The organism is Pseudomonas sp. NBRC 111143 (assembly GCF_001320965.1).
GTDB lineage: Bacteria > Pseudomonadota > Gammaproteobacteria > Pseudomonadales > Pseudomonadaceae > Aquipseudomonas > Aquipseudomonas machongensis.
Genome location: NZ_BCBT01000034.1, coordinates 1 through 14008 on the forward strand (window position 1 = coordinate 1; position 14008 = coordinate 14008).

Annotated in this window: 13 protein-coding genes; 6 read left to right on the forward strand and 7 right to left on the reverse strand. The window is 58.9% G+C overall.

Going from position 1 to position 14008, the window contains the following annotated elements:
- Window positions 1-91: 91 nt before the first annotated feature.
- Window positions 92-490: an Hg(II)-responsive transcriptional regulator gene (merR, locus tag APH44_RS18155; protein ID WP_003089120.1), complete on the reverse strand. Its 399-nt coding sequence runs from the start codon at window positions 488-490 to the stop codon at window positions 92-94.
- Window positions 491-564: 74 nt separating this feature from the next.
- On the opposite strand from merR, the gene APH44_RS18160 reads away from it, so the two are divergent.
- Genes APH44_RS18160 through APH44_RS30445 form a run of 3 tightly spaced genes read left to right on the forward strand, consistent with a single transcriptional unit; the run spans window position 565 to window position 1423 of the window.
- Entirely contained in the window at window positions 565-915 is a 351-nt protein-coding gene (locus APH44_RS18160) for a mercuric transporter MerT family protein (protein ID WP_003089115.1), read from the forward strand.
- 12 nt (window positions 916-927) lie between these two features.
- A complete protein-coding gene (gene merP / locus APH44_RS18165) occupies window positions 928-1203 on the forward strand; it encodes a mercury resistance system periplasmic binding protein MerP (RefSeq protein ID WP_003150552.1) in 276 nt (91 codons plus the stop codon).
- Between the two features lie 7 nt (window positions 1204-1210).
- Entirely contained in the window at window positions 1211-1423 is a 213-nt protein-coding gene (locus tag APH44_RS30445) for a GDCCVxC domain-containing (seleno)protein (RefSeq protein ID WP_003089113.1), read from the forward strand.
- 12 nt (window positions 1424-1435) lie between these two features.
- Here APH44_RS30445 and APH44_RS18175 read toward each other — a convergent pair whose 3' ends face one another.
- The 3 genes from APH44_RS18175 to APH44_RS18185 are packed head-to-tail and all read right to left on the reverse strand — an operon-like array spanning window position 1436 to window position 5082.
- Window positions 1436-4429, reverse strand: coding sequence for a Tn3 family transposase (locus APH44_RS18175; RefSeq protein ID WP_003299771.1), 2994 nt, complete (start codon window positions 4427-4429; stop codon window positions 1436-1438).
- A gap of 3 nt (window positions 4430-4432) precedes the next feature.
- Entirely contained in the window at window positions 4433-4843 is a 411-nt protein-coding gene (locus APH44_RS18180) for a putative toxin-antitoxin system toxin component, PIN family (protein WP_003150546.1), read from the reverse strand.
- Window positions 4843-5082 (reverse strand): ribbon-helix-helix domain-containing protein, encoded by a 240-nt coding sequence (locus APH44_RS18185; RefSeq protein WP_003089107.1) that lies wholly within the window; start codon window positions 5080-5082, stop codon window positions 4843-4845. Before APH44_RS18185 ends, APH44_RS18180 begins: the two co-directional genes overlap by 1 nt.
- A gap of 201 nt (window positions 5083-5283) precedes the next feature.
- Between APH44_RS18185 and APH44_RS18190 the strand changes: the two genes are divergently transcribed.
- Together APH44_RS18190 and APH44_RS18195 are read left to right on the forward strand one after the other, a co-directional pair.
- Complete coding sequence (locus APH44_RS18190) at window positions 5284-6213, forward strand: recombinase family protein (protein WP_003150544.1); 930 nt, start codon at window positions 5284-5286, stop codon at window positions 6211-6213.
- Between the two features lie 81 nt (window positions 6214-6294).
- Entirely contained in the window at window positions 6295-6750 is a 456-nt protein-coding gene (locus tag APH44_RS18195) for a hypothetical protein (protein ID WP_023383814.1), read from the forward strand.
- A gap of 60 nt (window positions 6751-6810) precedes the next feature.
- On the opposite strand, the gene APH44_RS18200 is transcribed toward APH44_RS18195, so the two are convergent.
- From APH44_RS18200 to APH44_RS18210, 3 genes are all read right to left on the reverse strand, one after another.
- Window positions 6811-9351, reverse strand: coding sequence for a hypothetical protein (locus APH44_RS18200; RefSeq protein WP_054893901.1), 2541 nt, complete (start codon window positions 9349-9351; stop codon window positions 6811-6813).
- Window positions 9348-11882, reverse strand: coding sequence for a DNA topoisomerase (locus tag APH44_RS18205; RefSeq protein WP_023383812.1), 2535 nt, complete (start codon window positions 11880-11882; stop codon window positions 9348-9350). Before APH44_RS18205 ends, APH44_RS18200 begins: the two co-directional genes overlap by 4 nt.
- Window positions 11883-12023: 141 nt before the next feature.
- Window positions 12024-13016 carry a hypothetical protein gene (locus APH44_RS18210; RefSeq protein WP_054893902.1) on the reverse strand — a complete coding sequence of 331 codons (993 nt, stop codon included), beginning with the start codon at window positions 13014-13016 and terminating at the stop codon, window positions 12024-12026.
- A gap of 286 nt (window positions 13017-13302) precedes the next feature.
- Between APH44_RS18210 and APH44_RS18215 the strand changes: the two genes are divergently transcribed.
- Window positions 13303-13998: an XRE family transcriptional regulator gene (locus APH44_RS18215; RefSeq protein WP_224459423.1), complete on the forward strand. Its 696-nt coding sequence runs from the start codon at window positions 13303-13305 to the stop codon at window positions 13996-13998.
- The last annotated feature ends 10 nt before the right edge of the window (window positions 13999-14008 follow it).

The following is a 14008-nucleotide window of genomic DNA, read 5'->3' on the forward strand; positions in this document are numbered from 1 at the left end:
GGGGTTTGGGGAGCAATGGAACCAAAAACCAACGTAAGCTCTGAATCCCACCGTAAAGGGGCTTTCCGATCTCCAGCTCACCCGCCAGGCATTACTCTCTGATCAGTGCCTCGATGATCGGGCAGATCGTTCCGCCGTCTCCCGCATCACATTGCTGCACCAGTTCGCCTAACAGTTGCTGCATGACGACCAAGTCGGCCATCTTCTGCTCGATCAACGCGAGCTTGCGTGCAGCCCGTGCTCGCGTTTCGGCACAGGCGCACGACTCATCCAGCGTCAGCAGTCCACCGACTTCCGAGAGCGTGAAACCCAGCGCCTGAGCCCGCTTGATGAAACGCAGTCGCTTCACCATGTCCACCGGATAGCGCCGATGGCCACCCAAGGGTTTGGCTGGTTCATCCAGCAGCCCGCGTCGCTGGTAGTAGCGGATCGTCTCGACGTTCACCCCGGCGGCGTCTGCCAGCTTGCCAATGGTCAGCTCTGTGGCCATCACTTTCTCCTTGATTCCGTACTTTGGTACGGAGTTTAGAATAGCACCTAGGCAATCAGGCTCAGGAGATGGGAATGGGGATGCAACTCACCGGGAAAGGCTCGCTGGTCGCGAGTTCGCTGACCGCCATCGGTGCGTCGGTGTGCTGTGTCGGGCCACTGGTGCTGTTGGCACTCGGTGTCGGCGGTACGTGGGTGGGCGCTCTGACCATGATGGAGCCACTACGCCCCCTCTTCATCGGGTTGACTCTACTGTTCCTGGGATTGGCATTCCGCAAGCTCTACCTGGTGCCACAGGTTTGTACGCCAGGTACACCCTGCGCCGATCCGCGCACGCTCGTGCGACAGCGACTCGTGTTCTGGATCGTCAGCGTGCTGCTGCTCGGCCTATTGGCCGTGCCGTGGCTCGCCCCGCTGTTCTACTGAAGGAGATTAACCATGCGCAAACTGCTGATCGCCGTGCTTTTCGCCTTGCCCTTCGTGGCGCTGGCGGCTCCCCCGAAAACCGTCACGCTCGACGTGCAGAACATGACGTGCGGACTCTGTCCGATCACGGTCAAGAAGTCGCTGGAGAAGGTGTCCGGCGTGAGTGACGTCCAGGTCAATTTCGACCAGAAGACGGCGACCGTCACCTACGATCCCGATAAGGCCCAGCCCGAGGCACTGACTGAGGCGACCGCGAACGCGGGATACCCCTCCACAGTGCAGAAGTGAGGTCACGATGAGCGCCATTGTCCTTGAGTCCGTGCTGACTTGCCCGCGCTGCGGCTTCGCCAAGCCGGAAACCATGCCCACGGACGCCTGCCAGTTCTATTACGAGTGCAGCAACTGCAAGGCGCTGCTGCGCCCCAACCCAGGGGATTGCTGCGTTTTCTGTTCGTTCGGCTCGGTGAAGTGCCCGCCGATCCAGCAGCAGCTTGGGTGTTGCTCATAGCGTTTAGGGGGATCACAGGTCGTCGTCTGGATTACGCAGTGGCCGCAGCTCGCCGCGCGCAACTTCTTCCGGTACCGCAAAGGAATACCGCCCGAGCATGTTGATGTGCTCGTAGATCAGCGGCGATAGCCGGGCCAAATCCTCTTCCAGCACTGGATAGCCGTGCTGCTTGAGCCGTTCCACGGCCGCCGTCATGTAGAGGGTGTTCCACAGCACGATGATGTTCACCACCAGGCCCAGAGCACCGAGCTGGTCTTCCTGGCCTTCGCGGTAGCGCTGGCGGAGCTCGCCGCGTTTGCCGTGGAACACGGCGCGGGCCAGGCTGTGCCGGCCTTCGCCTCGGTTCAACTGGGTCAGGGTGGCGCGGCGCTTGGACTCGTCGTCGATATAGGTCAACGTGTGCAGAGTCTTTTCGATCCGCCCGAATTCGGCCAGCGCCTGGGCCAGCCGGGTGGGTCTATCTCCCGTTTGCAGCGTGCGCATGATGCCAGTCGCCGGCACCCGGCCGAGTTTGAGCGAGCCGGCCAGGCGCAGCAGGTCGTCCCAGTGCTCGGCGATCAGGTCGAGTTTGACCGACTGGCGGGCCAGCCCGTTGAGCTTGCCGTAGTCCGCGTCCGGGCGCGTGCGCCAGAAGCGGGTACCGCCGACATCGGCCAGCCGCGGACTGAAGTGGTAGCCAAGTAGGCGGAAGAGCCCGAACACCACATCGCTGTAGGCCCCGGTGTCGGTCATGATTTGCGTCGGCTGCAACTCGGTCTGCTGTTCCAGCACGACCGCCAGCAACACCAGGCTGTCGCGCAGCGTGCCGGGCACGGTGATGGCGTTGAGGCCGGAGAATTGGTCGGAAATCAGGTTGTACCAGGTGACACCCCGGCCGGTGCCGAAATACTTCGGATTGGGGCCGGCATGCACGGTGCGCACCGGTACGACGAAGCGCATGCCATCGGCGGAGGCGACCTCGCCGCCACCCCAGACTTGGGCCAGTTCCAGTTGGCTTTGCGCTCCGACCAGGATGGCGTTAGCCGCTGACAGGGTGTCGTCGCGGATATAATTCTGGCTGACCCAGGACAGCCGGTCACGGCGCAGCGCCGGGTTGTCGGTGCGGATCAAGGGCTCCAGGCCGGTGTTGCAGGCCCCGCCCAACAGCACCGCGCAGAGGCTGGTGACCAGGTTGTCGGCGCGTGCATTGCGTTCGGAGACATGGGTGAAGGCCTCGGAAAAGCCAGTGCGGGCGGCGATTTCCAAGAGGATTTCCGGCAGATCGACACGCGGCATCAGGTCAGACACGGCCGCCCGCAGTTGCAGCAACGAGCAGGGCTCGTCCAGCTTGTCCAGCGCCCCGAGCGACAGTTCGGTCTTGCCCTCGGTGTTCTCGCTCAGTTGAATCGCCGGGTTGTCGGGCAGGCGCGCGGCTACTGCCAGCCAGGTTGCATCCAGCTCGACGGACAAGGCGTCCAGGGTGGTTTTGGCGTCGATGGTCAGGCCCAGTGACCGGCAGATGATCGGTCGCGCCGCCAGCCATTCGGCACCGTCGAGCAGGCCAAGACGCGGGTCGGCATAGCGCCAACTGGGCGAGACGAAGACATCGCGGCGGCGCAGGGCCGTGCGCAGCGCATCGAGCGTGCAGAACACATAGGCACCCATGTCGAGGGAGCCATCTTCGCGGGTGATGTGCTTCTGCCAAGCCTTGGCCACGATCTCCTGCGGCGCGTCATCCTCTGGCTTCCGGCGCGGCAGGTTCAGTTGCAGCCACTCCAGACTAGCCGCCACGCCCTTGCCGGCCGGGCTGAAGCCGAAGCGGATGTGCTTGAGCAGGTCGGGCAGGAAGCGGCGCACGCTGCGGTAGCGCGCTTCCAATGCAAGAAAATAGACGTCATCTACCGGGCGGATCAGCGCGTTGACCTCTTCCAGGGCCTTTTCCAGGGTGGTCCTCGGCAGGTCGTTGAACAGCCGGGCGCGCACGTTGTCATCGCTGATCGAGCTGTCCAGCACGACCTTGCACGCGGCGGCGAGCGTCGCGGCCGACCGATCCAGGTCTTTCAGGCTGCGCATGCGGGCTTTCTTGTCGGCCTTCTCCGCGTTGCTGAACAGGTCGCGCAGCAAGGCCTCCAGGACTTCCAGTGCGTCGTCGTGCGCAGTCGCCTCCAGGCAGAGTGCGAAGGCCACCAGTGTCGCCATCCGCCGCGACGCCGGCAGCCGATTAATCGCGGTGACCTTGGCCGTGTTGGCGAAGCGGGCCAGGGCGGCGATACGGCTGGGAGGGATGTGCGCCGCCGCCGGCAAGGTGATGCCGATGCCGCGCACGTCATCGAGCCGGCGCAGTGCCCGAATCAACGCGGGGCCACTGACCATGACCGGGCCGGAGCGCAATTGATCCAGCCGGGAGCTGCGGTTGCCTTCGGCCACCGTCAGCAAGTCTTGCAGTTGCAATCGCTGTTCCTCAGTCACGCTGCGGCCCAGCGTAAACCAGAGGCGTTCTTCGACCCGACTGCGCAACTGGGCGATAAAGCGCTCTAGTTGAGACACACCAGGCAGGAGGACTTTCTGTGTGAACAGCCACGAGGTGGCTCGCTCAAACAGCACTCCCGGCCGGTCGGTGCCCGTCCAGCAGAGGGCATACAGCCAGCGGCTCAAGCGAAAGCCGATGCCCGGATCGGTGAAATGACGATAGCCAAAGCGGTTCTGAATATCGGTGGCATGTATCCAGCGGCGATGATCGCTATAGCGCTGGAGGCAGTCGGGGTCTGGAATCGCCAGTTGTCGGCAAAGCACCTGCAGGACTTCCACCGGCACGGCGGCGGGCTTGTCCGGCAGAACGCCAACGAAGCGGACGGTGGTCAGCAGAACGGCATAACCCAGACGGTTATGGTTACCCCGCAGCACCTGGATGGCTTCACGGTCTTCATCGCTCAGGTGGAAGTAACGTTCCAGCTCTTCACGGCTGGGCGAATCAACATAGCGGCCAAAACCGTCGCGTTGCTCTTGAGTCAGAAAACCGACCGGCATTGATCACAGCACCTCGACGCAGAACACGGCGGGCGTGACGATCCGCGTGCGTTCGATGTGCCCGCGTTGCAGCAGGCCGGCGCGGCGATCACCGGTTACCAGGTAGTCCGCATCGCCCGCCAAGGCCATGGCCAGCAAAAACGAGTCATCCGGATCATCGGCTTCGACCTCAATGGTCAGGCGCTCCAGTACCACAGCCCGTTGCAGGTTATTGATCATGGCGCCCACCTTGGCGGGCTGTAGGATGGCCTGAAGCTTGGGATAGCGGCTGGCTCGACGAATTTCATCGAGTTGCATCCGCGAGGTCACCACCTCGAAACGCGCCGCCCGCCAGGCACGGTAGATCGCATCGGGCGCGCCATGTGGCGAGATCAGGGCGCTGAACAGGATGTTGGTATCCAACACGACCCGCATCAGCGCTTACGTGCCCAGTCGAGCGCTTCGTCAACCGCGTTGGTCAATTCTGCCTCACTCAGATGGGCGTTAGCGGCCTTGGCCTGCTCAGCGCTCAGCTCCAGGATGTGTGCCCGTACCGCTTCTTCGATGAAGCGCGACAGGTCGCCCTTACGGCCGCCGCCCTGGCTGGCCAGAAACATCCGAAGCGACTGGTCGGTGTCGGCCGAGACGGCGACATTCCAGCGAATGGTATTCATAGCGTTCTCCGCTAATAGGTGTTTGTGTGTTTATACGCCAATCACAAAGGGCGATGCAATGGTTCGACAAAACGAAGGTTTTGCCGAACTCTATCGAGGAATGGCTCGGTTCGTTAAGCTCCCCGCGCTACGGTTCAAATAACTGGTACGCTTAATCAAAGTTCAACTATTACTAACGTAGTCGAGTAAACAGTACTTTTGATGAAGATCGGTTATGCGCGAGTGAGCACTCGGGATCAGAAAGCCGACCTACAAGTCGATGCCCTGAAACAGGCCGGGTGCGAACGCATCTACCAAGACATCGCCAGCGGCGCGAAAAGCGCCCGGCCGGAGTTGGACAAACTGCTGGCCAACGTGCGGCCGGGTGATGCCGTGGTGATCTGGAAGCTGGATCGCCTTGGGCGTTCCCTCAAGCACCTGGTCGAGTTGGTCGGCGAGCTGGCAGAGCGCAAGGTCGGCTTACAGAGCCTGAATGACCCCATCGACACCACCCACGCCCAAGGCCGCCTGGTGTTCAACCTGTTCGCCTCGCTGGCGGAGTTCGAGCGCGAGCTGATCCGCGAGCGGACTCAGGCGGGTCTGTCGGCCGCACGGGCGCGTGGCCGGATCGGTGGCCGTCCCAAGGGCCTGCCAGCCAAGGCTGAGGCCACCGCCATGGCGGCCGAAACCCTCTACCGCGAAGGTCGCCTGAGCGTCAGCGCGATCGGCGAGAAGCTGCACATCTCCAAGAGCACGCTGTACAGCTACCTGCGCCACCGTGGTGTCGAGATCGGCGCGTACCAGAAGAGCGCCAGGTCACGCGACCAGCAGCCTTCGGCCGCGTCGCCGGCAGAGCCGCCCGCCGCCGAGCGGGTGGCCACCGTCACCCTGCGCCTCGCGGTGGTGAATAACAGCAAGTTCGTGCGCGGCCGGAAGCGGGCCACGGAGAACATTGAGCGCTACTGCCTGGAGCCCTATGGCATGAAGCGGCTGGATGCCGGCCACTATGAGTTGACCATTCCGTATCGGAGCGACGATGAGCTGGACAAGAGCGTGCATGACCTGCTGACCGAGATCAGCCAGGAGGCCGACATGCGCAACTGTTTTGTCGAGATGGGCGCCTGGGAAGAAGACACCGAAAAGCGTTGGTAGGGCTTACGTTGGTTTTTGGTTCCATTGCTCCCCAAACCCCAATAACGCACCGCGTGGTGCTACTTTAGATGAGGACTTTTTATGGCTAACCGCAAGACATGCACGGACAGTGCATCTAACGAGGCAGCGCTTCTGCAGGTGTTTGCCACCAACACCTTTCGTAAGGTCATCTTTTTTGCTAGCCCAGATACGGGCGGTTCGCGCAAGGATGGCTCCGAAAACAACTGGCCATTGATGGCTGTGTTGGTCGAGGACCAATCAGGCGAGCTCGACGTTTATGATGGGGATTTCCTTACTGCTACTCGTTACCCGCGCTACCTGGAAGTTAAAGCCGTCTTGGATGCGGCCCAGGCTAGTAACGGCAATGTGTTTTATGCCACAGCTCCACTTCCTTTCACTTCGGGCAAAGGAGAGGATGCAGCTGCGTTGGACATGCTCTCAGTTCAAACCGACGTATTTGATCAGTCGACGCGAGCAAATTATTTCAAACTGCTGAGCCGTTTGACCGAAAAGCAGTACGCTCAGACCTACGACTGATCATGGCTCCCTGGCTTTCTTGATGTCAGCCAGGGAGTCATGATCAGAGCCGGCAGCTCGTCAAAGGTCCAGCTGCATCGGCGCCATCGGAATGCCCACCATTACCACGCCTGGCTTAGGCTCGACGGTAGGCAACTTCCCCGCCCGAATCAGCGTGCTCAATTTCAGTTTTGGGTCGTAGACCATCAGGTCTGACTCCAACACGTAATCAAACCCATCTCTTGTCCCACAAATCGGTATTTCTTCCGCTTTTACTGCTGCGCGGATACCCTCTAGCTGCTCAGCAGGGCCTGGCTTTTTCTTCCTTGGTGCAACGAATGCAGTGAAGTTGGCGCCTGCCTCTTCAAGAGCCCTGAGCGCTGCGGATTCGGCAGCAGGGCTTATCCTTTTCGTTGGGGTTGCATCAGGATCAGGTATGGCTACCGCCACAGGTGCCGGCGCCGGTACGCCTAGATCACCATCATTGTGTATGAGCGAAGCGCCCGGCCCTTCTTCTCCTGCAGTTGAATTCACGCTTTGCTCGGCTGTGTCCACGATCGAGGATTCACTGGGCGCGAATGCGCCGAACACATCATCCACATCATCGACGTCATCGCTCCCTGAGTGCCCAGGTTCTATGGCGAGAAAATCTTCCTCCAGTTCCACCTCCTGCCCGGGACCGAACGAGCTAATCGACAAGCTCTGCAGGTCCTCATCTAGCAAGTCGTCATCTGCACCACCACTCATGAGCGGGTCATCATCCTGCGCCGCTAGCGCTTCAGCGGAGATACCGGATTGCGTCCCTGGAACGTCACTTTGCTCGGAATCACCGCTTGCAGCGCCGGCGAGCGCAGATGTTGCGTGCTCGGTTGAGTCGACTGTTGGAGCATTAGGTTGAGGAACACTCGCGGTATCAGCTATGGGTTGACTAAATCCTTCATCAGCCCGAACTTGTGGTGCTGGTGCTGGTGCTGGTGCTGGTGCTGGTGCTGGTGCTGGTGCTGGTGCTGGTGCTGGTGCTGGTGCTGGTGCTGGTTGTGGCTTCACTTCTTGCTTGCCGGCGATGTTCATCTTCGCGGCGATTTCAGCACTGAAACCACGGGCAACGATCTCCCGAAGCGCATCTGCTTCAGTGATTCCCAGATTGTGCGTGAACAATGGGCGCTCGATATCCAGCTTAGTACCCATGTTGGGTAATCCACTGAGGCCCGCAAGCTCGGGGGTGGTGGCAACTGGCACGACAATAATGCAAGGTTCCCAGGTCGTGAGGTGAGCACCCGTTTGTGCGTTGCGCAACGATACCGAGTACATCGGCAAAAATCGGCTCATGTCGGCGTGATTATGTCGCGAGTACAGCAGCCCCTTCTCTTGGAGCGTCGTCATAAGATTGAGGGTCATTCGGTACCGACCATCACCCTCCTCCAACGACCAGCCCATTTTGGCCAAGATGAGAGATCGAAGGTCCTTTTCCCGGATGACGATCAGTCCATCGTGTTTCTGAGCAATCTTCAGCGTGGAATCTTTGGCCTGGTCACCGGTGCCGTTAACTCTGCCGTACTCCGTCATGATCTCGACGAAGCTGTGATAAATGGCATTGGACTCGTCTTCTGAGATCTCGTGATCACTCAGCGTCTCGGTGATGCTCGACTCGACCATGCCGGTCTTTTTGTCAACCAGGATCAGGAACTCCATGAGCGCCGTCATGCGGTCGTCCAGGCTGAGGCCATTGCGGTCAACCGGGAAATCGCTTGGGTGGTGGTAGTGGGCGATGACCAGGTTCACTGCTTGTCGATCGCGTGCAGGTAAGGCCCAGTATTCCGGGAAGCGTGCAAGAATTCTCGCACCCAGGGCATCGTGCTGGATCCGGTTGTCATCCTGCGGTGTGAGCGCTCCAACCTCCTCCTGGGTCTTAACACTGCCGTCGGGTAGGAGCTCATAGGCTTCCAGCTTACCGATGTCATGCGCCAGGCCCAGAATGGGGATCAGCGGATCAGTGGCGTCAAACCGATATTCCTTGTTTTTCAGGTCAATGATTTTGAATTTGGGCTTGCCCCTGGCCTTTACATAAACCCCGTCGAATACGTATGCGCCAGCATCCTCCAGTGCGGTATCTGCCACGGCCAGACAATGCTCCCAAAGCCGACGATTTCCGTGCCCCCCCTTGCGATGCGATGCAGGGAAGTGCGCATGTGCGGAATAGGTGTCCCAAATAGCCCAGAAAAACGCTACATGTGCCGGCCACTTCTTCTCATTGGCAGCAACCCAAGCCAGCACTTTTTCACTGCCGATGGGGAGACGCTTTGACGCTACCTCGATGCGAGGTAGCGCTGAGGTGGGCATGGGAACCTTGCCGAGCGTCGATCGGGCGCCGTTGAGGATGTTTCCTTTCTTGCCGGCGTATAGCTTGTTCAGTGCTGACAACCTGGTGAACCAGATAAACCAGACACCGATGATCAGACCGGAAACAACGCCCAGGATCCAGTGTGAGACGTTATAGCCCACCAGAGGCCAGTTCTCTAAAAACTCCATGGGAGAACCGCCAAAGGCTCGGGCCGTAAGCAGAAGCCACCAGAAACCGAACACGATGGCCGTTGCGCGAATGACCTTGTTGTTGGCGTTCACAGGAAAGCTCCGCTGTCTGTTTGGACCGTAGGTGACGGCGCCCCGTCTGAACTGGCTGGTTGTTCCTTCGGAACCGGGGCCCCGTTATTGTCCTTTAATGTGTTGGAGCACCCACCGCCCCCCTTCACAAAGCCACTGCAACCCCAGAAAGGAGACTTTTCAGCGTTCCGCAGGTACATGGGTTTGCCGCAGAGGTCACATGGAAATGACTTCGGCCGCTCCACTGGGTCGCCGTCGCGATCGTTCATGGTGTGATTGCACTGCTCTCGATCAACGCAGGCCCAGAAGTGCCCTTTGGGGACTTTGATTTTGCGCATGCCGCCTTGGCATTTCGGGCAGGAAACGACATTACCTTTGGAGTCCCGGGTATTCGCCGTCGGGTCGAAGTAAAACTCGACCTTGCCTGTGTCGAGCAGCTTCAGCCCGGCCTCGAACTTGGTGGATTTCTTCGGATTGACAAAGCCCTTGAGCCCAAGCACTACCTTGTCCCGGAGCAAGGTTTCTGCTTCCGATACTTTCAGCATGCGACTGGCAATCTCCCGCCATATGGAAAATCCGCACTGCCGCTCGCACATGAACGTTCGGGCCTGGATCTCAACTGCGCCGCCGCAGGTGGGGCAGAGAGCGCCAAGCTTCTTGACCTGGACACCTGCGTATTTTTTCTTGATGGAGTCGAGGATTTCCGTGGTCAACTCTGCAAGCTCGGATTTGAAAGCGTCACGCTTGTACGCCCCCTTTTCCATCTGACGGAGCTTGTGCTCCCATTCCCCGGTGAGAACTGGCGACGTAAGGGCATCGATGCCGTTGTCGACCAGGAAACGGTAGACAGTCATCCCCTTTGCGCTGGGAGCAAAGTACTTCTTCTGCTGGATGAGATAGGGCTCTTTTTTTCGGCCTGCGCCGTCCTTGGTGGATTGGAGCGATTCGATCATTGCAGAGCGCGTGACCGGTGTACCCAGCCCCCGCTCCTTCATCGCCTCACGAAGGTCCTCATCCTCTACCAGGCGCCCTGCCGTCTCCATCGCGCCCAGCAACGTGTCCTCGGTGTACCGTTCTGGAGGCTTGGTTTTGAGCATCTTCAGCTCCATGCCCAGCGGAGTGACTGACTCTCCTTTGACGTACCGTGCGAGCTCTTTCTTGTCGTCGGAGTCACCATTTTGATCGGTTACGTCCTCGACGATCCCGGCTCCGTAAACCACCATCCAACCTGGGGACACAAGCACACGACCTGTCGACCTGAAGAGCTCGTCAGCCACCGTCGTAAGCCGGACAGTCACCGAATACTCAGCTGCTGGATGGAACACGGCAATGAAGCGCTTGACGATCATGTCATAGATTTTTTGAACGTCCGGCTCCAGGTCCCCAGCTCGCTTTCCGGTTGGAATGATAGCGAAGTGGTCCGACACCTTCGTCGAGTCAAAAATCTTCTTGTTGGGTCGTACCCAGCCTTCATCGAGCACGCGCTGCGCGTGATCTGCATAGGGGGTTCCAGCAAACATTCCCATGACCTTCTTCGTGTCGTTGATTGCGTCATCGGGAAGGTAGGCAGAGTCAGTCCGCGGGTAAGTAGTGAGGCTGAGCTCCAGGTAAAGTTTCTGGGCAATCTCCAGTGTGTATGCTGCAGAAAACCCAAGCTTGCGGTTCGCCTCTCGCTGCAGCGAGGTGAGGTCGTACAGCTTGCCAGGGCCCGTCTGGGCCGGCTTGACTTCATCCACCACACTGCTCGGTGCGACTCCAGAGCACTTGCTGATCAAAGCATCGGCTTTTGCTCGATCCATGATCCGGTGCTGGGAGCCACCCTTCTGCTCAGTCGTCTGTGGTGCCAACCACTTGCCGGTGTATTTACCAGCAGCAACCCCAAAGCTCCCGTGAACCTCCCAATAGGGCATGGGCCGGAAGGTCAAAATTGCCAGCTCCAAAGCACAAACCAAGGACAGCGTTGGGGTCTGCACGCGGCCAAGCGGGAATATCTCGGCTTTAGCAGTCTCTCGCTCATAGAGGCGTGAGATACCCCGGCTCGCGTTGATGCCGACGATAAAGTCGCCTTCGCTTCTGATCTCTGCTGCCATGGCGAGGTTGTCGAAATCTGCGCCTGGCTGCATGTTCTTGTACGCCTGCCGGATAGCGTCATCGACCATGGATCTCATCCACATCCGAAGCATTGGCTTTGTGCATCCAGCCATTTTGTAGATGAGCCTGAATATGAGCTCGCCCTCGCGGCCGGCATCGCACGCGTTCGCAACAGCGGTGACGTCAGGCCGACGCATTAGGCGTTGCAGCACGTTATAGAACTTGGCCTTTGGCTCAATGACCCTCAGGTCGAATTGATCTGGGATCACAGGCAGATTGCCGATGTCCCGCCCTCCCTTGGCCATTTCCTCTGAATGGATTTCAACCAGGTGGCCGGCAGCGGGGGCAAGAATAGCGTTCTCGCTCTCCAGCCATGATTCCACCTTGCTGAATCCTCCGACCGCTTGCGCGATTGAGACCGCTACGGTTGCTTTTTCAGTGATGATCAGTGTCTTGCCCATGCGGACTAGCCTTCCAGTGCAGAATTACATTTCTTCCAAGCTGCCGGCCTAGCCAGACGGCTGCTGGGTGAGAAACAAAAAAGCCATCGACTCCAGTGCTGGATCTCGATGGCTTCACAGAACGAGGTGAGGCGGCCGCTGCTATGCGTCTTGTTGCTCACCTGGAGTTGCAGGCGTGCTTGCCGAGTCGGAACCAAAGGCCGAGGCGAACATGGCGCTGCGCTCTGCATCTCCTTGTTTCGGCTGCGGCGCCTGGGTACCGTGGCCCTTGAAGAGCTCAGCCGCCCAGCTTGGCACGATCTTGATGTGGCCAGAGTCCGGGAGCACAGGGCCTGGCATGTCCTTGGCCTGAATGAACGGAATTTTGGACACTTCGGCGATCCCTGTTTCACCATCCGGCAGGGAGATTGCCTTTACGTCCATACGGAATTCGCCGTTGACGATGATAGGCATGCCGCGGGCGAGTTTCTCAGACAGCGGCTGCAGATTACGGCCGTACCAACGAACAGGGATGCAGGCATCGGTGTCCTTCGACTGCCGAATCAGCACGACCAGGCGGTCGTTGATTGGAGTACCGTCTACGGGATGTTTGCGGTTGCGTTCCAGCGACTTGGTTTGAATGAAGCCTGCGATACGGATCTGGTTCGAGGCGTTCTTGTTGAGATCCATTGCCTTCCAATCGAACGAGTTGAGACGGTCTTCTGTGCCAGCGCTGGGTAGACTCTCCAGCTGTGCCACAGAATCCGGAGTACCGGAGTCCTTTGCCGCTGCGTGCACGGCTACATCCCATTTCCGCATGAAGTCGTCTCGAAAACGCCCTCCAAGGTGCATCAGGTTTGGAGCTTCGAATCGGATGCTCTTCACCCGTGCAATACGGTTATCACCCTCGATGGCGCCATCGGTGTGAACGAACGCCATGATGAGGTCCCACTCCTTGATGTCCTTGGGGATCGGCGACTTCTTGGGATCGTAGTGGATGGGAAGCATGTGGTTTTCCGCCCGGGTCTGCTGGATGTAGCAGATCCCCTTGACCGGATCATTCAACCGCAGGACGCCGGCGATGTAGCCAGAGTTGAGCATCCCGTTTGGATACGAATAGGAGTCAGGCTTCCGCTTTGCGTCCTGGGGCAGCATTGAGTACCTCGATACGTGAATGGCTTGGTTTTCTCAAGAATACGCAACACGTACCAATAATACAAGGCGAATCAAAATGCACTTGTCGCGTGCTTGGCGGTCACAGAGCTACCTGCAAGGGGGCACATCCAGCCCAAAAGTCTCTTTTTCCACCGGAACAAGAGATTTGAATCTTGTTGTTAACTGTGTAGAATCTTTTTTAAATTTATACTGGATTTCTCTGCTTTATTTGTTTAGGGAGCGTCCTGAATCGTGTTAGACGCCGCGACCAACCTGGAGCCGCACAATGCCCAAAGCTAGCGACAAGACCGCAAGTGAATCGACAGGACGGCGGTCTCAAGCGCCCGCCAAAGCACCAGCAAAACCAGCTGCAAAAGCTGCGGCGAAGCCGGTAGCTAAAAAGCCTACTGCAAAAACGCAAGCCCCTCAGGCTGCTACGCCTAAGAGGCCTCGTGCTTCTGCCAAGGCCAAAACAGCAGTACCAGAAGATAAGGGACATGCAGCAGTCGAAACTCGGAACACTATGCCGGGCTCTCGCCTCGTCAAGATGATCAAAAAGGTGATCATCGATCGTGGACTACCTGATCGTGCAATTGCCGATGTCATGGGTATCACGGTCATCTACTGGAACTCCCTGGCTAACGGGAACCGCCAGATACGATCGCTGGGTAAGGAAAAGCTGCAAATGGTGGCTGAATTCCTTGGCCTCCCCCTCATCCAGGTTTACAACCTGGCTGATTTCTTCACGCCAGAAGATTTTGTGTACAAGAAAGATCTTGATGAGCAGCTCTGGCTGTCGATCGAGAAGATGGGTAGTGATCCTACCTGGGCGGGCTATATCCCGAAGCCGGATGAATGGGCGCAAACGCCTCTCTCCGTTCGCATGACCATGGTGTTGCTGTATGAGCAGCTCTCTGGGCGCCAGCTGTTGGCTAAGGCCGAAATCGAGCTGCCTGGTGTGCAACCGCCGCCGGTGGCTTAATTTGCGGGAA